The following is a 19550-nucleotide window of genomic DNA, read 5'->3' on the forward strand; positions in this document are numbered from 1 at the left end:
CCTTCGCCGGACTTCACTGCAAGGACCACCCGTGAATTCTCGTTTGCTGTTGCTGGCGTTGGCTGTGGCTGCCGGCACCCTGAGCTTGTCGGCCTGCCGCCGGGATGCGGCACCGCCGGCCAAACCTGTCGCAACCAAGACCGCGCCGGAGGAAAGCGCCGACCAGTTCGTTGCGCGTATCAGCGCCGACTACAAGGCAGCCTATCCGGAAACCACCGCCGCGCAGTGGCTTTCGTCGACCTATATCAACAGCGATTCGCAATTGCTTGCGGCCAAGGCCAACGAGCGCTCGCTGGCGCAGTTGGATCGCTGGATCGAACAATCCAAGCAGTACGTCGGCACACCGATGTCGGCCGACAGCGCGCGTGCGCTGCAGTTGCTGAAATTGATGAGCGCCCTGCCCGCACCGCGTGACCCGGCCAAACTGGCCGAACTCACCCGCATCGCCGCCAAGATGGAAGGCGACTACGGCGCCGGCAGTTACTGCGTGGGCGACGGCGAGCAGCGCCGCTGCCGCCAGCTCGGTGAGTTGGAGCAAGTGCTGGCCAGCAGCCGCGACTACAACGAACAACTCGACGCATGGAAGGGCTGGCACAGCACCGCACAGCCGATGCGCAAGGATTATCAACGCTTTGTCGAGCTCGCCAACGAAGGCGCGCGCGGACTCGGCTTCGCCGACGTCGGGGTGCTCTGGCGCAGCGGCTATGACATGCCGCCGGCGCAACTGGCCAGCGAAACTGATCGTTTGTGGGAACAGGTCAAACCGCTGTACACGCAGTTGCAGTGCTATGCGCGCGGCAAACTCGATACGCAATACGGCAAGGACAAGGGCGAGGTCGCCGGCGGCCTGTTGCCGGCGCATCTGATGGGCAATATGTGGCAGCAGGACTGGAGCAATCTGTGGGATCTGCTGCAGCCCTACCCCGGTGCCGGCGATCTGGACATCACCTCGGCGCTGGAAAAGCAGTATCAGGGCAACCTCACTGCGGTGCTGGCACGCAACACCGGCGGCGATGGAGGCGCGGCCGCACGTTTCAACGCCGAACGCGAAGCGCAACTGCGCACCGCCAAACAGATGACCGAGCGCGCGCAGGATTTCTACACCTCGCTCGGCATGCCCAAACTGCCGGACACCTATTGGCAGCGCTCGCAGTTCATCAAACCGCTGGACCGCGATGTGGTCTGCCACGCCAGTGCCTGGGACATGAACATGGGCGGCGAACCAAACCAGAACATCGATGCGGACGTGCGCACCAAGATGTGCATTAAACCCACCGAAGAAGACTTCACCACCATCTACCACGAGTTGGGCCACATCTATTACGACCTGGCCTATAACCCGTTGCCGCCGCTGTTCCAGAACGGCGCCAACGATGGGTTTCACGAAGCGATCGGCGACACCATCGTGCTGGCGATGACGCCCAAGTATCTGCAGTCGATCGGCTTGGTGGGCGAACAACAAACCGGCCGTGAGTCGTTGATCAATTCGCAGATGCGCATGGCGCTGAGCAAGGTGGCGTTCCTGCCGTTCGGCCTGATGATCGACCGCTGGCGCTGGGGCGTGTTCGACGGCTCGATTACGCCCGAGCATTACAACCAGGCCTGGTGGGAACTGAAAGCCAAGTATCAGGGCGTGGCGCCGGTGAGCGCACGCGGCGAAGACTTCTTCGACCCCGGCGCCAAGTACCACGTGCCCGGCAATACACCGTACACGCGCTATTTTTTGGCGCATATCCTGCAATTTCAGTTCTATAAAGGCTTGTGCCAGGCCGCCGGGCATCAAGGCCCGCTGTACGAATGCAGCTTCTACGGCAATAAGGACGCCGGGCAAAAGTTCTGGTCGATGCTGCAGCGTGGCTCCAGCCAACCGTGGCAGACCACGTTGAAGGAACTCACCGGCAGCGACAAGCTCGACGCCGGCCCGATGCTGGAGTATTTCGCGCCGATGAGCGAATGGCTGAAGCAGCAGAATCAGGGGCAGATGTGTGGATGGCAGGCAACCGCTGCCACTCCAGGTACCGCGACAACTGCAGCTGCTGCAGCGCGGTGACATATATTGCTTATGTCATTGCCGGATCGCGGCAATGACATGACGCCCTGACGCTAAACGCGCGTCTGCAACCAAGCTCAATTGAGCTTGGCGCCCCCCTGCAGCCTTTCGCTCAACCTGGTCTTGAATTGCTCGAACTCCATGCCGTCGGCACGGGCTTCGGCGTGCGCGGCGTCCTTGAGCGCGTCCGAGTAGGTCAGCCGGACCGGTGTGCCCTGGCGCTCGTGCAACTCGGCGGCGCGCATGATCAGCGCCAGCACCTGCGCGGCGCTGGTGCTTTCGCCGGCGATGCGGCCATCCATGCCCAGCACCCATTCGCCGTCGCGGCGGACGATGCCGGCCAATAGCGTGCGTTGCTGGTCGCGGAGCTCGGCATGCGGCTCGATCAGGGAGACCGGCGCAGGATTGGCGGCCGCCTGGTTGCGCTGGCGCTCGGCGGCGCGCTTGCGGGCATCACGGCGCAACTTGGAATCGGTGGACATGCAGGCTCCCGTGAGGTCAGAGGTGGTCGGCCGGCTCCAGAGGCACTGCCTCGGTGGCCTGGCGGTGCCGTAACCGGCGGCCGCTGCGGCGCTCCCAGCGCCAGAATAGCCAGCCCAGCAAGAAAAAGCCGGTCATGCCGATCGCCAGATGCTGCGGGTGTTCACTCAGCAGCGGCGACAACACCCCGGCTACCACCGTATTGGTCATCAACTGGGTGAAGGCCTGCAGCGAGGACGCCAGGCCGCGCTGCTGCGGGTACATGTCCAGCACCGCCAGCGCCAGGATCGGGAAGATCACCGCCATGCCCATGCCCGCCAGGAAGATCGGCAGCACCGCCCACGGCAAGGCGATCTGCGCCACCGCAAATGTGTAGGCCAGATTGACCAGCGCCGCCACACCGCAGCAGATGAAGCCGATGCGGACCTGCCGCACCGGATCCATGCGCCCGGCCATGCGCCCGGACAGGAACGAGCCCAGCGTCATGCCGCCGATGGTGGGAATGAACAGCCAGGCGAAGTCGCCTTCGCCCAACTTCAGGTGCTGCATGATCAGCACTGGCGCCGAGGCGATGTATAGGAAGATGCCGGCGAAATTGAACGACCCCGCCGCAGCCAGGCGCTGGAAGCGCGGGTTGAAGCCGATGCGCACATAGTCCTGCAGCAGTCGCTTGAATTGCAGCGGTGTGCGCGCTTCCACCGGGTGGGTCTCCGGCAGCCAGATCAGGGTGGCGACCAGCAGCACCAGGCCGACCACCACCAGAAACCAGAAGATCAACGGCCAGCCGGCGCCACTGAGCAGGATCCAGCCGCCAATGATCGGCGCGATGGCCGGCGCAATGCCGAAGATCATCGACACCTGGCTCATCAGCCGCTGCGCATCCGGCCCGTTGAACAGGTCGCGAATGACTGCACGCCCGACGATCATGCCCACGCCGGCCGACAGGCCCTGCAGCGCGCGGAACGCCAGCAGCGTGGGCAAGTCTTGCGACAGCGCACATCCGACCGAGCCGGCGATAAACAACGCCAGCCCGCCCAGCATCACCCGCTTGCGGCCCCAGGCATCGGACAACGGCCCATGCGCGATGCTCATCAGGCCGTAGGCCAGCAGATAGACGCTGACGGTCTGCTGGATCGCCACCTGGTCCACCGCCAAGCTGCGGCTGAGCTGGGAGAGCGCCGGGAAGATGGTGTCGATCGCAAATGGGCCGAACATCGACAGCCCGGCAAGCAGCAGCGCCATGCGACGGGAGGTGGGAACAGCAGAAGTCATGCGCAGGGTATCCGGACGATTCCCCAACGCGCAGGCGCCTTTAGCAGTGGCCAGGCCAACGACCGCAGCGGCGAGCATGGGGGCAAATGATCCGACACTTTACGCCAACTGCCCAGATGTTCGGCCAGCGCCGGAGCGCACGCGCGGCATACAGACACCGGATCGCTGTCGGGGTCGCTTGGTGCCATCACGGTATTTTCGTCCCGCCCAACAAAGCGGCCCGGCGCGCAGGCAAGGACACACCGGCCTTGCTCGGCGCCAGCGGCGAACGCCGCGATCAGTCGGCGGCGGCCGAGCGCTCCTGCAGCCGCTGCCAAGCGGCGATCGGCTGATCGCTCACCACGCGTCCGCGTTCCAAAGTAATGACACGTGCAGCCATGCCCACGGTTTCGCGCCGATGCGCCACGATGATCCGGGTGACCTGCATCGCCTGGATGGCGCGATTGACGCGGTGTTCGTTCATGACGTCCAGATGGCTGGTTGCCTCGTCCAGCACCAGGATGCGCGGCGACCTATACAGGGCGCGCGCCAGCAAGACGCGTTGCCGCTGCCCGCCCGACAACCCGGTGCCCGCCTCGCTCAACAACGAGGCGTAGCCGAGCGGCATCTGCTCCACCTCCTGGTGCACGCCGGCGATGCGTGCACAACGTTCGATCTGCGCCTGATCCGGCTCCGGGTCGAAGAAACTGATGTTCTCGCTGACCGATCCGGTGAACAGCAGATCGTCCTGCATCACCGTGCCGACGATGGCGCGATAGTGCGCCAGCGCCGCGTCGGCCAGCGGGCGCCCGCCGATCTTCACTTGCCCAGCACTGGGTTTCAACAGCCCGAGGATCAACTTGACCAGGGTGGTCTTGCCGCACCCGGACGGACCGGTGATGGCCACGCATTCTCCGCTGGCGATGCGCACGCTGACGTCTTCGAGCACCGCCGGCGTATCGTCGGCATAGCGGAAGCCGATGCCGCACAGTTCGATGGTGGTGTCGTTCCAGGCCGGTGCATCGATGCGCTGGCCGGCCTCCTCCCGCGGCTGATGGACGATGTCGGCCACCCGCTCCAGATGGACGCGCAACAGGCGGAACTCCACCAGGCGATCGATCAGCTCGGACAAGCGCGTGGCGAACTGCTCGCGATAGGCCATGAACGCAAGCAACATGCCGAGCGAAAGCTGCGCGCGCAGGATCGCGAACGCGGCGAGCCAGATCACAAGCACCCGCTCGCATCCGAACAGCAGGAGCTTGATTGACGACTGCCAGACCTCGCCCTGCGCAAGACGCAGTTGTGCATTGGTCTGTTCGGCCAGCAGATGGGTCCAATCCATGCGCCGCACCTGCTGGCGACCGAACAGCCGCACGCCCTGGATGCCACGTACGCTTTCCAACAGATGGGTGTGCTGGCGCGCGTCCCACAACAACTGCTCGGCGGCGGCTTCGCGCATCCGCCCCAGCCACAGCAACCGCGTCGCTGCATACAGCGCCACCGCCACCAGCGTGATCGCACTGAGGCCGACGCTGTAGACCAGCATCAGGCCGAGGGTGCCGACCACCAGCACGCCATCTACCAGCGTCTGGGTGAATCCGGTCGTCAAGGTGCGTTGCACCTGCGTGATCGAGGCGAAGCGCGACTGGATGCCACCGAGGTGACGTTTCTCGAAATACGCCAATGGGAGCGAGAGCAGGTGCGCAAACACCTGCCCCATCCATTGAAAGCCCAACTGCGCCGACACGCTGGCGATCAACCATCCGCGCAGCAGGCCGATGCACGCTTGCAGTACCACCAGCAACAGGAACCCGGCGCCAAGGACATGGATCAGCCCGATGTCGGCCGACGGCACCGCCTGATCGACGATCCACTGCAGTTGGAACGGCATCCCCAGGCTGAGCACCTCGAGCGCGAACGCCAAGGCGAGCACCTGCCAGACCGCCCGTCCAAGCCCGTGGACACGACCGATCAACGAGGACAACGCCACTGCCGGCGCCGCAGATTGCGGACGGAAGTCGGCAGTCGGGCTGAGTTCCAGCGCGATTCCGGAGAAATGGCGAGCGAATTCGCCGGGCGTCAGGCTCCGTGGCCCGCTGGCCGGATCGTGGATCTGCAGACGGTTGGCGCCCACCCGCTTGAGCACGACGAAATGATTCAGATCCCAGTGCACGATGCAGGGCAACTGCAGATCCGGCAGCGCGTCCATTTCCAGCCGCAGCGCGCGCGGCTGCAGACCGAGCGCCTGCGCAATCGCGACCAGATTGGCCAGGTTGGTTCCCTGCCGCGACAGCAGGAACCGGCGGCGCAGTTCGGCCAGGCCGATGTGGCAACCGTGATGGTGGGCGATCATGGCCATGGCCGCCAATCCGCATTCGCCGACTTGCCCCTGCAGGATCATTGGCAAGGCACGCAAGCCGGACGCTCGGCGCAGCTGCGCCCACCAGCGGCTCATCGCAGCGTGCCGTACACGTTGGACAGCGGCTCGAACGCCCACTGCGAGAAACGCCGCCATTCCAGTGCCAGCGTGCCCTGCACGCGCATGCCCGGTCGCAGGACCGCCATGCGTCCTGTACGCAGCGCGGCATCCCCGGCCAGGCGCACCCGCACGCGGTATAACGGTTCGCTCGCCGACGCGGAGTCGACCCGCGCCGGCTCGGGCGCCGCGGCGATCTCGACCACCCGCCCGGCAAACTGACCGTAATGCTGGTAGGGCAAGGCATCGAAGCGCAGTTGCACCGGCATTCCGGGGCCGATCAGCCCGGCGGCCCCGGAGGGCGCGTACAACACGACCTCGGTCGCTATGGACGTCGGCAGCAGATCGGCCAGCCGTTGTCCCTGCACAACCGCCTGCCCGCGCTGCAGCGGCCGCAGCGCCATGCGCCCGGCACGCGGCGCGCGCACTTCCCAACGCGACGCGGCAGCCTGCTCGATCGCCGCACGCCGGTCCTCTTGCAGGCCGGCACCGGCTATCGCCAATTGCTGGCGCAAGCTGGACGGCAATTGCTGCAACTCGACCTGGGCCTGCGCAAGCGCATCGGCCAAGGCCATACGTTCGCGCTCCACTTCTAGGGTATGCGTGCGTTGATCGAGCACGTCGGCCTGCTTCTCGTCGACGAATTGCTGACTGACCAGGCCACGCGTCAAGGCGGTGCGATAACGCTGCTCGATCGATTGGGTCAGCTGCTGCCGATGGCGCAGCAAGTCCAGCTCGGCGTCGACCTGCTGCAGGCGATCACGCAGGCCGGCCAAGGCCCGCGCAGCCGCCTGCTGCTGCATGCGCCCCTGGGCACGCAGCTGCGCCATCGCCTCGACGGCCAGGCGCTGCTGCTCAGCCAGCACCGCAGCGGCACGCCGGGTCGGCCGCCCGCGATCGTCGCGATGCTCGGCCTCCAATACGAACAGCATCTGGCCAGCAGCGACAACCTGGCCCTGCACGGCGCCGACCTGCACCACCACGCCCGACTGCGGCGTGGTGAGTGCGATCATTCCGTCTGCCGGGACAACCGTGCCATGCAAGGTCTTGCTACGGGCGAAGCCCAGACGGAAGAATCCGATCAGCAGCAGGATCACCGCTGCCATCAGCAGGCCTACGCACCAACGCAGCGCGCGATGCTGGCCCAGCACCACCGGCCCGAGCCGACTGCGCTGCCGGTAGTCCATTGCCTCGCGTCGGAACAGTGTCGTCATCCGCCCGCAGCCGCCGACGCCCGGCCGTGCTGCCCGCCTGCTCGGTAGTGCCGTCGGCGCGCCGCCGTGCGTTGCCAAGCCACGTGTCTGCTCATACCAGCAGGGCTCCATGCGAGGGTTCGCTTTCCCAGAAGGCAAGCTCCTGCAGCCGCTCGAACAGCGCCGGCGGCAACACACTGCGCCGGGGGACGTAATGCACCCCGCGACGGACACGATGCAGGCCTGGCATCTGCAGTGCGGTATCGAAGCGATCGGCCTCGGCCTGGACACCGGCATAATCGTGCGCGAACCCCGGCAGTTGCAGGAAGGCATAGACCTGCTCCATCGCCTGCGCCGGCCGCTGTGCCAGTGTGTCGTAGCGCAACAGCAGCAGGCGATCGGCATGGTCGCCGTAGAACGCCTGGCGCAACCCATCCAGCGCATAGCCGACCACGCCGCGCGGTGCGGTCAGCAGGTCAGCGCGCATCGAAACCGAGTCTTCCGGGTCGTAGCCGAACACCGCCGACAAGCGCAGGGGCTGGGTCTGCGCCAGGCGCTCGAAGCTATCGACGACCCAGCCGATATCACGCACGCAACAGATGATGCGGCTGTGCGGGAACAGCGTGGCCAGACCCGACAGGCGACTGCACCAGGCGCGATTGGTATCGAACACCGTGCCAAGCCCCTGGCGATCCCGGTAATAGGCGTCGAATACCGAACGCAACAGCCGCGACCGCTGCGCGTCGTCGATCTGCACGTTGGAGGGATGTTCCTCGCTCATGCCCATCAGCATCGCCGCATACAGCCGCGCGACCGGCGAGGTGACGTCGGCATGCACTCGCGGGTTCTGCCGCAGCAATGCGGCCAGCAACGAAGAGCCTGCACGCGGCAGCCCGGAGATGAAATGGTAGTCCACGTCGCGCTTCCCCTGTCCGATGCTGGTCGGCGGCGGCATGCCGGCTGAACGCATCGCTGACCAAGCTTGCATGGTGTGCCACAGCGCACGCGGACACGCTGCGCAAATACGCTGCGCTTTGCGAATGCCGACGCTCCGGCCATGCCGTGGCAGCGCTTGCAGTGACCGGCATCGCACTGCCTTGTAGCGCCGCGCACTTGGCAGATGCGACGTTCGTTACCGCACACACACCCTCGTGCGCCGGTGATGTGTCGCTCCGAAGACCGCGCAGGCTGGGGCGCATGGTCGTACCCCGCGCGGAAGGGCCAACGGTCCAGCGGTCCAGCGGTCCAGCGGTCCAGCCATATTTAGTCTCACCGGCCACCGGGCAGATGGCCGAGCGGTTACGCCGCCGTCCCTTCGGGCAGCGTGACGCTGCGTATGAAGGGCACAACCTGCGAGGACGTCAACATGAAACTATTGAAAAAATCGCCATCCAATGGCGCGGGATCGCTCCAGCGGTCGGCCGGCGCCAAGGGCCGGCTAGAGCCGCTGGACCAGCGTCTGTGGAAGCATGTCGGGGGTGGGGACTATGCCCCGCCGGGCTCGAATGACCGCCACGACCCACCAAAGCCGCCGCCCAAAAAAGGGAACCCTTGATCCGACTGCACTGGCAGGATCGAGCGGGCGCTGCAGTCGCCGGACCACCGGTTAGCGGAGGTGACCGCGGCCCCTGAGAACTTGGAGACCGGACGAGGCGACTCGCCCGGTCTCCGGCGGTCGATCGAGCCGCGCAGCATTTCGCCAAGCGGCTGGGCGCTGGCTATACTAGCCAGGCAACACGGTGGGAGAAGCGGCACTGCCGCTGCCGAAGGCGCAACAGCCCGTAATCGCTCAGGCCCGATACCATCCGCAGTACAACTCTGGAGAGACCGGCCGATGCCGGCGCCGAAGGGGCACGAAACGCAGGCAGGCCATGCGCCTTGCCGCGTTTTTAAACTCTCAGGCAAAAGGACAGAGGGGCGCGAGGAAGACCGTCGCTGCGGCAGGTCGTGGTGCGCACATGCGCGTCATGCCGGTTGCGGTGCGGGTCGACCATTCGTCTGCCCCTGCCCCGGATGCCCGCCATGTCCCAGACCCCGTCTTCCCTGCGCGACCTCGAACACCACAGCGCGTTCGTCGAACGCCACATCGGCCCCAACGACGCGGAAATCGCGCAGATGCTGGAGGTGGTTGGCCACGCGTCGCTGGATGCGCTCACCGACGCCATCGTGCCGGGCAACATCAAATTGCCGGCTGCGCTCGCGCTGCCCGACGCGATCACCGAAGAACAAGCGCTGGCCAAGATCCGCGCGATTGCCAGCAAGAATCAGGTGCAACGCACCTTTATCGGCCAGGGCTATTACGGCACCCATACGCCGAAGGTGATCTTGCGCAACATCCTGGAAAACCCGGCCTGGTACACCGCGTACACACCGTACCAGGCAGAGATTTCGCAAGGCCGCATGGAAGCGCTGATCAACTTCCAGACCTTGTGCGCCGATTTGACCGGCATGCAGATCGCCAATGCCTCGCTGCTGGACGAAGCCACCGCCGCGGCCGAAGCGATGACGCTGGCCAAACGCTCGGCCAAGTCCAAGTCCAGCACCTTCTTCGTGCACGACGCGGTGCACCCGCAAACGCTGGAATTGCTGCGCACGCGCGCCGAGCCGCTGGATATCGTGTTGCGCGTCGGTACGCCGGAAGAAGCGCTGCAGGCCGAATGCTTCGGCGTGTTGCTGCAATATCCGGACAGCTTCGGCCATATCGGCGATCACGCCACGCTGGCCGATGCCGTACATGCGCAAGGCGGCCTGGTCGCTGTGGCCACCGATCTCCTCGCACTGACGTTGATTGCCGCGCCCGGCGCATGGGGCGCAGACATCGTGGTCGGCAATTCGCAGCGCTTCGGCGTGCCGTTCGGTTTCGGTGGCCCGCATGCGGCCTTCATGGCGTGTCGCGATGCCTACAAGCGTTCGATGCCGGGCCGTTTGATCGGTGTGTCGGTCGATGCTGCCGGCAACCCGGCGTATCGCCTCACCTTGCAGACGCGCGAACAGCATATCCGCCGCGAAAAGGCCACTTCCAACATCTGCACCGCGCAGGTGCTGCTGGCGGTGATGGCCTCGATGTACGCGGTGTATCACGGCCCCGATGGGCTGACCCGCATTGCGCGCCGCACGCACCGCCTGGCTGCCATCCTGGCCGCCGCATTGCGTAGTGTCGGCGTTACCGTGGGCGAGCATTTCTTCGACACGCTGCACGTCAAGGCGATCGATGCCGAGGCCATCCACGCCCGTGCGCGTGCGGCCGGTATCAACCTGCGCGCCATCGATAGCGAAGCGGTCGGCATCAGCCTGGACGAAACCACCACGCGCGCCGATGTGGTTGCGCTGGCGCAGCTGTTCGGTGCCACTGCCGATGTGGATGCACTCGATACCGCCACCGCCGATGCCTTGCCGCAGGGTCTGCTGCGCACCAGTGCCTTCATGACCCACTCGGTGTTCAACACCCACCACAGCGAACACGAACTGCTGCGTTACATGCGCTCGCTGGCCGACAAGGACCTGGCGATGGATCGCACCATGATCCCGCTGGGCAGCTGCACGATGAAGCTCAATGCCACCGCCGAAATGATTCCGGTGACCTGGCCCGAGTTCGGCGCCATCCATCCGCTGGCACCGGCAGAACAATCGGCCGGCTACGCGCAGCTGATCGACGAGCTGGAAGCGATGCTGGTCGAATGCACCGGCTACGACGCAGTGAGCCTGCAGCCCAATTCCGGCGCGCAAGGCGAGTACGCCGGCCTGTTGGCAATCCGTGCGTATCACCGTTCGCGCGGTGAAGCGCATCGCGATATCTGCCTGATTCCCGAATCCGCGCACGGCACCAACCCGGCTTCGGCGCAGATGTGCGGCATGACCGTGGTGGTCACCAAGTGCGATGCCAACGGCAACGTCGATGTCGAAGACATCCGCGCCAAGGCGGAAAAATATTCCGACCGTCTGGCCGCGCTGATGATCACCTACCCCTCTACGCATGGCGTGTTCGAAGAGGACGTGGTGGCGATCTGCGAAGCGGTGCATGCGCATGGCGGCCAGGTCTACACCGACGGCGCCAACATGAACGCGCTGGTCGGCGTGGCCAAGCCCGGCAAGTGGGGCTCAGACGTGTCGCACCTCAACCTGCACAAGACCTTCTGCATTCCGCACGGCGGCGGCGGCCCGGGCGTGGGCCCGTGCGCGGTGAAGTCACACCTAGCGCCTTACCTTCCTCGTGCCGGCATCCATGCCGGCGAAGGTCAAGATGTCGCCGCCCATGGCGGCGGACTCAACTCCGAAAGCGGAGCTGCCGGCTCCTTGCGCACTGGGGGCATGGTCAGCGCGGCGGCTTATGGTTCTGCCTCGATCCTGCCGATCAGCTGGATGTACATGACCATGATGGGCAGCGCCGGTCTGCGCAAGGCAACGCAGGTGGCGTTGCTCAACGCCAACTACATCGCCAAGCGACTGGCCCCGCATTACAAGACGCTGTACACCGGCCGCAACGGGCTGGTGGCGCATGAGTGCATTCTCGACGTGCGCCCGCTGGAAAAGACCAGCGGCATCGGCGCCGAAGACATCGCCAAGCGGCTGATCGACTTCGGCTTCCATGCACCGACGTTGAGCTTCCCGGTTGCCGGCACGCTGATGGTGGAACCGACCGAAAGCGAATCGCAGCATGAGCTGGACCGCTTCATCGACGCGATGATCCAGATCCGCGAAGAGATCCGCGCCATTGAAGACGGCCGCCTGGACCGCGAGGACAACCCGCTCAAGCACGCACCGCATACCGCAACGCAGGTGTCGGCCAGCGAATGGACGCATGCCTACCCGCGCGAATTGGCGGCCTTCCCGCTGCCCAGCCTCAAGCAGCAGAAGTACTGGCCGCCGGTGGCACGCGTGGACAACGTCTACGGCGACAAAAACGTGATGTGCGCATGCATTCCGGTGGATGCGTATAAGGAAGACGCCGAGGCCTGATCGCAGCACCGGCGACGTCAGACAAGAGAGCCCAGCCGGTAACGCGGCTGGGTTTTTTATTGCGCTACGCGTGAATGGTGATCGCGATGCGCGCTCCACCATGTGGCCCTGGCACTGCGGTTTCAATGCGAGCCGCGAGCTCGCTAGTTGGAAAGAGTGTCCGTCGCTGTCGCTACAGATGTCATTACCGAAACATCTGCCTTGAGCGAGATGCGACGCATAGATGACGAATGAGCTCGCACGTCCGTTCGGCAAATGGCGCCTACCACACCCACCAACTGCTGCTCGGGCGCGGAAGCCTAGTTTGCCTGGCCTACACGTGCCATCAGGATGATGACGGACGCTCACTCCCACAACAGACCCTAGCGCATGCGTGAACTGAAATACTTTGGCGCCGTGCTGATGGCCGCCTGCCTGCTGATCGGCTGCGCACCACGTCGTCCCGGCGAAGTGCCGGCGCTGGTCCATGCGCCGGATGCACGCGCAGAGGTGGTGCAGACCGCAGCCGGTCCGGTACGCGGCGTTGCCAGTGCGCAAGCGATTCCAGCGTGCCGCAGCGCGAAGCAGAAAGCGGCGGTGTGCGCATGGCGCAGAAGTTGGGCTGCACGCAGACCAGCGATGTCGCCGCCTGCCTACGCGCATTGCCGGCCGACACGCTGGCCGATGCAAAACCACAACGACGCGGGCTGACCGGCAGCGATGCGTGGGCGCCGATGTCCGGTGGTGAGGTGTTACCGCTCCCACCGAGCGCTGCAATTGGCAACGGTCAACACGCGCAGGTACCGGTGCTGATCGGCAACAATCGCGACGAGGGGCGTTTGTTTGCGCAGCTGCTGTCGTACATCGGCAAGCTCAACCTGCGCAGCGGCTATGACGCACGCGTGCAGCGCATGCATGCGTCGCCCGAGCCGATCCTGGCGCAGTACGCGGATGTCGCCGCGCAATCGCGCTGGGAGGCGTTCGCCGACATCGTCACCGATGGTGGCTTCGCCTGCCCCACGCGTCGGCTTGGGCAGGCATTGCGCACGCATGCGCCGGTGTACGCCTATGAATTCGACGACCCGCAGGCGCCGTATGGTTTGTTGCGCCTGCCGTTTTCGCGTGCATTGGGCGCTTTTCATGCGTCCGAATTGGTGTATCTGTTCCAGCGCCCATGGGTACTCAGTGGCGATGCGCCGTTCACTCCAGCGCAACAGGCGCTTGCCAATACGCTGCAGGATTACTGGGGTGCGTTCGCACGCACTGGCGATCCCAACGGTGGTGGGCGGCCACTGTGGCCGCGCTTCGATGGTGAGACACCGCTGACGTTGTCGCCGCACAGGATCGGCACAACGCCCGACTTCGTGCAGCGTCATCGTTGCGCGTTCTGGGATGCGCATGCAGACACTGCGGCAACATCAGAGCAGCCATCGTCGCGGTAACTTGGCGACATCGGCGTCATGCAGTCGTCATTCTCATACCAACGCGACAGGAGCCACTCATGCCCGAATCCACTGCATCCCCCTGCGCACAGGTGCGACTGCGCAACGGCCGCAGAGTGCCCGCATTAGGCCTAGGCTCCTGGAATCTGGGCCAGGGCCGGCATGCGCCGCAGCAGGAAATCGAAGCGCTGCAACTCGGGCAGCAATTGGGCATGCAGCTGATCGACACTGCGGAAATGTATGGCAATGGCCGCTCGGAGCAATTAATCAGCCAGGCCATCGGCCGCGCGCAGCCGCCTTATGTGGTGTCCAAGGTATTGCCCAGCAATGCCAGCGCACGCGGGATTGCGCGTGCCTGCGAAGCCAGCTTGCAACGGCTGGGCGTGCGTACGCTGGATCTGTACCTGCTGCACTGGCGCGGCGGCAGTAACTTGGCCGAGGTGGTGGAGGCGTTCGAAGCATTATGCGATGCCGGCAAGATCCGCGATTGGGGGGTGTCGAACTTTGATGTCGACGATATGGAAGAGCTGTGGGCAATCGATGGCGGTTCGCATTGCCTGGTCAACCAGGTGCTGTATCACGCTGGCAGCCGCGGCATCGAATTCGATCTACTGCCATGGTGCGCCGCGCACGATGTCGCAGTGATGGCCTACTCGCCGCTTGGTAGCCGCGCGTTGCTCGATCATCCAGTGCTGCGCGCCATCGGCGACCGTCGTGGCGTGGCAGCAACCGCGGTAGCGCTTGCGTGGGCGATCCGCAGCGGCAGCGTCGTCGCCATTCCCGAATCCGGGACACCGGCTCATGTGCGTGCCAACGCCGCCGCCTGCACGCTGCGATTGAACGCAGAAGATCTTGCCGAGATTGATCGCGCATTCGCGCCGCCTACGCGTAAACAGCCGCTAGATTTGCTCTAAAGCTCGCAATGGTCGCGTTCGTTGCGTAACGCACTACATGGCGGTACGCAATGTGTGACCAATGCAGCATGCAACCGCGACGCCGCGCAATGTTGGCTATGCATGTGAGTATTCGTTCGCATGCAGACACATACACTTAACAGCACCACTCCCAGGCTCCATTGCTCAGCCCGCATCCCAAGCGCGCCAGAGTTGAGCCCCACATGACCAAGCTCCCCAATAAATCTGCGCAGATTTCTGCCCTCCCACCTGCAAGCGCAACGGCCGATGTGTCGCGCGGCACCGGCGATGAGTTGCACCAGAAGGCCGGCGGTACGCATCCGCAACTGACCACCAATCAAGGCATTCCGGTTGGCGACAACCAGAACTCGCTGCGCGCGACGCCGCGCGGACCGACGTTGCTGGAAGATTTCATCCTGCGCGAGAAGATCACCCACTTCGATCACGAGCGCATCCCTGAGCGCATCGTGCATGCGCGTGGCAGCGCTGCGCACGGCCACTTCGAGCTCACCAAGTCGTTGAGCCAATACACCATCGCCAAGATCTTTACCGAAGTCGGTGAAAAAACGCCGCTGTTTACGCGTTTTTCTACCGTTGCGGGCGGCGCCGGCTCGGTGGATACGCCGCGTGATGTGCGCGGGTTCGCGGTGAAGTTCTACACCAAGGAAGGCAACTGGGATCTGGTCGGCAACAATATCCCGGTGTTCTTCATCCAGGATGCGATCAAGTTTCCTGACCTGATTCATGCAGTGAAGATGGAGCCTGATCGCGGCTTTCCGCAGGCCGCTAGCGCACACGACACGTTCTGGGATTTTATCTCACTGACGCCCGAATCGATGCACATGGTGATGTGGGCGATGAGCGACCGCACCATTCCGCGTTCGCTGCGCATGATCGAAGGCTTCGGCATCCACAGCTTTCGCTTCCTCAACGAAAAAGGCGAGAGCACCTTCGTCAAATTCCATTGGCGTCCCAAGCTGGGCCTGCAGTCGACCATCTGGGACGAGGCCGTCAAAATCGCCGGTGCCGATCAGGATTTTCACCGTCGCGATCTGTTCGAAGCGATCCAAAGCGGCGACTTCCCGGAATGGGAACTGGGCGTGCAGTTGTTTACCGAGGCCGAAGCAGAAGCCTTCCCGTTCGATCATCTGGACTCGACCAAGGTCATTCCCGAAGAGTTGGTGCCGTTGCAGATCGTCGGCCGCATGGTGCTCGACCGTTGGCCGGACAACTTCTTTGCCGAAACCGAACAGGTTGCTTACTGCCCGGCCAACATCGTGCCCGGTATCGACTTCAGCAACGATCCACTGCTGCAAGGGCGCCTGTTCTCGTATCTGGATACGCAGCTGAGCCGATTGGGTGGGCCGAACTTCCATCAGATTCCGGTCAACGCACCCAAGTGTCCGTTCGCCAACAATCAGCGCGATGGTCACATGCAGATGGGCGTGCCGAAGGGCCGTGTTGCCTATGAGCCCAGCTCGCTGCAGGCCGATGCGCCGCGTGAAGCGCTGCGTGGATTCCCCAGCCATGCAACCCCGGCCGAAGAGGGTGCGAAGGGTCGCGTGCGTGCAGAGAGCTTTGCCGATCATTACAGCCAGGCAAGACTGTTCTTCCGCAGCCAGACTGCACCGGAACAAGCGCATATGGCATCGGCATTGGTGTTCGAATTGTCGAAGGTGGAAACCGCACACGTGCGCGAAGCCATCGTTGGGCATCTGCGCCACATCGACCAGGAGCTCGCACAGCGTGTGGCCGATGGCATGGGCATGACCACCTTACCGCCAGCACCGCCGGCTGCCGTGGCCCCGATCGACATGCCGCTGTCGCCCGCCTTGCAGGTCATCGGCAAGATGAAGGACACCTTGAAGGGACGCACGGTTGGCATCCTGATTCACGACGGCTCGGACGCAGCAGCGATCAAGGCAGTGCGCAAGGCGGCGGAAGCTGCAGGCGCAACGGTCAAGATCGTCGCCCCCAAGCTCGGTGGTGCCAAGCTCAGCGACGGCAAGCAACTGGCCGCCGATGGACAGCTGGCCGGCACGCCGTCGGTGGTGTTCGATGCCGTGGCGGTATTGCTGTCTTCGGAAGCGGCCAAGTTGCTGACCCGCGAATCGGCAGCACTGGATTTCGTGAGCTTTGCCTGGGCGCATTTGAAGGCCATCGCCTTCGACGATGGTGCGCAATTGCTGTTGAAGGCCGGTAATGTCGGCAAGGATGCCGGCGTCGTTCCCGCAGCCGATACCAAGGCGTTCATCACCGCCGCGAAGACACGCCAGTGGGCACGCGAGCCGAAGGTGCGCATGCTGGCGTAATCGCGCGCCCAGGGAAGGTCCGAGAACCCGGCTTAGAACCGAGGGACGCCACATCGCCGCGCCGGCGGCCTTACGCCCCTCGGTTTTCGCCGCTACCACGCGTTTGCGGGGCAGTGGCGGGTTACCGCGCCCATCCCAAGGAGAGCGTCACCTGTTTCGCTTTAGTCAAAGCTTTCGATAGTGCAAACAGCATGAGCATTTGCGCAATGTTCGCTACCAAGCCGCGATAGAGCATCTTGTCGCGAGCGATTTTTGCATGCCGCTCGCGTTCAGATCATGGGGTAGCGTTGATGATGATGCTCGGTCGATATTCGATTACCGGATGACGATTGCGCCAAGCGGAGTTGCTTGGGATTGGCCGCATTGCAGAATGTGCCGCTAGTCACTGGAGCACGGTATGGAACCTCGCATCACCCCGACCTCTGGCGCAGCAAGTTTGCCGCTCCCCGCAGCCTATGACGCGGCGTTACCACGCAGCCCGGCGACCGCCGACGATCGGCAACATGGCACTGCTTCCCGATTGGCTGGACTAACGCCCCGCCGCAACGTGGCGCAATCAAGCACGGCCGCCGTGCTTGATTGCGTAACTCCGGACGCAGCGTGCAGCAAAAGCATACTTGCGCTTGCCGCGGCTCCAGTCGTAAACCTGCGGATAAGCCTATATTCTCGATCATTCGGCCTATAGCGTTTCTATCAACCAAGGCCGACATTGGCGGCATTGGCCCCACGCTGAGCCTTTCCGGAAGCGCTGTTGTCTTCTCGCGCTCCAAGGCGACGTTGGAAGGCAGCGACGTGGGCATGGTCGGGATGCTCGATAGCCAGGCGCATCTTGTCAAAACCGGAATTTCCCGAAGCCTGTTGGGTTAAGCAGTGGAATGTTGCGCGATGGGGCAAGGCGCGGAGGACAACAAGCGCTTGGGTTACATCGTCGGCTCGGCAGTCAGGCTGGTTGAGGGCACCATGGACAAAGAGGCCACGCAACAATGGCTGACAGTGGCATTCCATGCTTTCTCGATACCGAGAAAGGTAAGAAATTGACGGAAAGGCGAAAACGGATGCACTGAACATCGACGATGTCTGCGAGATTCACGATAGCCTGGTTGCCGCTGATCCTCGCTTGCGCAATCCGCTTGGCATCCCTGTCTTATTTGACGTCATCCATGTCTGGCGCGGATTGGATGCCGGATGCCGCGCTGGTGAACCAGGTGTTGGAATGCAATTCCTCTTTCCTCAGCAACGTGGTTGAGAAAGCCCGGAAATGAAGACCGCAGCAAGTAGTATTGCAGACAGCGATATACATAATATCAGTCCTGCCGACGGCGACATCTCGCATGAGCCACGTCGCGCCTCACGTCAGCCAACCTTCGGGCTGCTTACAGCTTTTGACATCGGCTTTCTTCGTGCAAGTATTGTCAGGACAGAAAGACCCTAAGATCCCAACCTGCTCGATCCGGAGCTATCGGATGATTACAGTCTTCAGATCTTTGCCAAGCCTGCTGCAGCGGGGAGAGTACATGCAGTCGGCCACGTCTGTGTCTGTTGCCTCCCACGACGCCCAAGCACGCCACACCGCCCTTGCCTTCCTCACTCCTGCGCCCGTCCGACGGACACGAACGGGGACGCATTCGCTCAGGGCCAGCGCCTCAAGGCCTCAGGACGTAAACCCCGAGCAGATGGATGCGCTTGGCATCATGGATGCGCTTGGCATCATGGATGCGCTTGGCATCGACCACGCCAGCCGAATGGCAGAGCCGAACAACTATGTGGACATCATTCCACTCGAGATCAAACGGCACATACTATACGGGGATGAATCTGGAAGTGGTGGGCATATGTGGCCAGGACAGCAAGGAAAGAGCGTGTTCCCGCAGTCGTGGGGGGCAGATAAGATCATCCATCAAATTGGCGACATCGCCACATCTCCTGAAACGACCTGGTATGCGCAAACTGGTAGTGGCGAAACCTATACGCGCCGCGGTGATCCAGCGAAGTGGGTCGCATTTGAAGTGCGTGGGGGTGTTCGTATTCGCGTTATTTATCAGCCGGCGATTGGGAAGGTCATTACGGCCTTCCCTGACGACACGCCAATGCCTTGGTTAAAAAAGATTGAATAAATTTATGATTAATCAACTAATACATGACCTTGGGCGCAAATTCTCAGGCAGGCTTGAAAATTCGCTTATCGATGGCGCCCTGAATTATATTGATCATGGAGAAAGCGCACTGGCTTTCGAGATTCTATGCGACCATCTCTTGGAGCATAACGTCGATCTTGATCCAAACGAATATGAAGAGATTATGGAGCTGGTTTCACATTTGGGATTCGATCCAGGGCGTCCACCATTTATTCACTTGGCGGATTTGAGGATTTAGTTTTTCCGCTTGAAGAACATTCTCCTGGGCGGCGAGGCTGGCCATGCACGTTGAGTGAGTAGGCCGGTCGTGGGGCGTTCTTTTCCGGAGATCTCTTTCCTTGGCGAGGACAGACGGCGCGTCG

At 63.4% G+C, this 19550-nt stretch carries 12 protein-coding genes, 2 pseudogenes and 1 riboswitch; of the genes and pseudogenes, 9 read left to right on the plus strand and 5 right to left on the minus strand.

Annotated elements, in window-relative coordinates:
* Positions 1 to 31: 31 nt before the first annotated feature.
* Complete coding sequence (locus tag KWO_RS15815) at positions 32 to 2050, plus strand: M2 family metallopeptidase (RefSeq protein WP_017113617.1); 2019 nt, start codon at positions 32 to 34, stop codon at positions 2048 to 2050.
* Positions 2051 to 2127: 77 nt separating this feature from the next.
* On the opposite strand, the gene KWO_RS15820 is transcribed toward KWO_RS15815, so the two are convergent.
* From KWO_RS15820 to raxST, 5 genes are all read right to left on the minus strand, one after another.
* Positions 2128 to 2532, minus strand: coding sequence for a hypothetical protein (locus KWO_RS15820; protein WP_010379106.1), 405 nt, complete (start codon positions 2530 to 2532; stop codon positions 2128 to 2130).
* Positions 2533 to 2548: 16 nt separating this feature from the next.
* Positions 2549 to 3802, minus strand: coding sequence for a multidrug effflux MFS transporter (locus KWO_RS15825; RefSeq protein WP_017112713.1), 1254 nt, complete (start codon positions 3800 to 3802; stop codon positions 2549 to 2551).
* A 277-nt stretch (positions 3803 to 4079) separates the two neighbouring features.
* Complete coding sequence (gene raxB, locus KWO_RS15830) at positions 4080 to 6236, minus strand: peptidase domain-containing ABC transporter RaxB (protein ID WP_017112712.1); 2157 nt, start codon at positions 6234 to 6236, stop codon at positions 4080 to 4082.
* Complete coding sequence (locus KWO_RS15835) at positions 6233 to 7582, minus strand: HlyD family secretion protein (protein WP_026113264.1); 1350 nt, start codon at positions 7580 to 7582, stop codon at positions 6233 to 6235. Before KWO_RS15835 ends, raxB begins: the two co-directional genes overlap by 4 nt.
* A complete protein-coding gene (gene raxST / locus KWO_RS15840; RefSeq protein WP_019768459.1) occupies positions 7563 to 8366 on the minus strand; it encodes a RiPP modification sulfotransferase RaxST in 804 nt (267 codons plus the stop codon). The genes KWO_RS15835 and raxST overlap by 20 nt, the downstream gene beginning before the upstream one ends.
* Before the next feature lie 450 nt (positions 8367 to 8816).
* Between raxST and raxX the strand changes: the two genes are divergently transcribed.
* From raxX to KWO_RS15885, 8 genes and pseudogenes are all read left to right on the plus strand, one after another.
* Complete coding sequence (gene raxX / locus KWO_RS15845; RefSeq protein ID WP_124943973.1) at positions 8817 to 9005, plus strand: RaxX family RiPP; 189 nt, start codon at positions 8817 to 8819, stop codon at positions 9003 to 9005.
* A gap of 253 nt (positions 9006 to 9258) precedes the next feature.
* A riboswitch (glycine riboswitch) is annotated at positions 9259 to 9373 on the plus strand.
* 99 nt (positions 9374 to 9472) lie between these two features.
* Positions 9473 to 12406: an aminomethyl-transferring glycine dehydrogenase gene (gcvP, locus tag KWO_RS15850; protein ID WP_017112711.1), complete on the plus strand. Its 2934-nt coding sequence runs from the start codon at positions 9473 to 9475 to the stop codon at positions 12404 to 12406.
* 533 nt (positions 12407 to 12939) lie between these two features.
* Positions 12940 to 13827 (plus strand): annotated as a pseudogene (locus tag KWO_RS15855) (carboxylesterase family protein); the annotation flags it as partial.
* Positions 13828 to 13886: 59 nt separating this feature from the next.
* On the plus strand, positions 13887 to 14741 hold the full coding sequence (locus KWO_RS15860) for an aldo/keto reductase (RefSeq protein ID WP_010379087.1): 855 nt from the start codon (positions 13887 to 13889) through the stop codon (positions 14739 to 14741).
* Positions 14742 to 14944: 203 nt separating this feature from the next.
* Complete coding sequence (locus KWO_RS15865; protein ID WP_010379083.1) at positions 14945 to 17053, plus strand: catalase; 2109 nt, start codon at positions 14945 to 14947, stop codon at positions 17051 to 17053.
* An 807-nt stretch (positions 17054 to 17860) separates the two neighbouring features.
* Positions 17861 to 18218 (plus strand): annotated as a pseudogene (locus KWO_RS15875) (hypothetical protein); the annotation flags it as partial.
* Between the two features lie 166 nt (positions 18219 to 18384).
* Positions 18385 to 19167, plus strand: a complete 783-nt coding sequence (locus tag KWO_RS15880) for an EndoU domain-containing protein (protein ID WP_017113620.1) — start codon at positions 18385 to 18387, stop codon at positions 19165 to 19167.
* Positions 19160 to 19426: a MafI family immunity protein gene (locus KWO_RS15885; RefSeq protein WP_010371611.1), complete on the plus strand. Its 267-nt coding sequence runs from the start codon at positions 19160 to 19162 to the stop codon at positions 19424 to 19426. The genes KWO_RS15880 and KWO_RS15885 overlap by 8 nt, the downstream gene beginning before the upstream one ends.
* Positions 19427 to 19550 lie beyond the last annotated feature (124 nt).

The organism is Xanthomonas vasicola pv. musacearum NCPPB 4379, from assembly GCF_000277895.2.
GTDB lineage: Bacteria > Pseudomonadota > Gammaproteobacteria > Xanthomonadales > Xanthomonadaceae > Xanthomonas > Xanthomonas vasicola.

Bases quoted from the DNA above. Each gene is read 5' to 3' on its own strand.
- raxB (WP_017112712.1), bottom strand. From the start codon at position 6,236: ATGAGCCGCTGGTGGGCGCAGCTGCGCCGAGCGTCCGGCTTGCGTGCC.
- KWO_RS15865 (WP_010379083.1), top strand. From the start codon at position 14,945: ATGACCAAGCTCCCCAATAAATCTGCGCAGATTTCTGCCCTCCCACCT.
- KWO_RS15820 (WP_010379106.1), bottom strand. From the start codon at position 2,532: ATGTCCACCGATTCCAAGTTGCGCCGTGATGCCCGCAAGCGCGCCGCC.
- KWO_RS15835 (WP_026113264.1), bottom strand. From the start codon at position 7,582: ATGGAGCCCTGCTGGTATGAGCAGACACGTGGCTTGGCAACGCACGGC.
- KWO_RS15880 (WP_017113620.1), top strand. From the start codon at position 18,385: ATGAGCCACGTCGCGCCTCACGTCAGCCAACCTTCGGGCTGCTTACAG.
- raxX (WP_124943973.1), top strand. From the start codon at position 8,817: ATGAAACTATTGAAAAAATCGCCATCCAATGGCGCGGGATCGCTCCAG.
- KWO_RS15825 (WP_017112713.1), bottom strand. From the start codon at position 3,802: ATGACTTCTGCTGTTCCCACCTCCCGTCGCATGGCGCTGCTGCTTGCC.
- gcvP (WP_017112711.1), top strand. From the start codon at position 9,473: ATGTCCCAGACCCCGTCTTCCCTGCGCGACCTCGAACACCACAGCGCG.
- KWO_RS15860 (WP_010379087.1), top strand. From the start codon at position 13,887: ATGCCCGAATCCACTGCATCCCCCTGCGCACAGGTGCGACTGCGCAAC.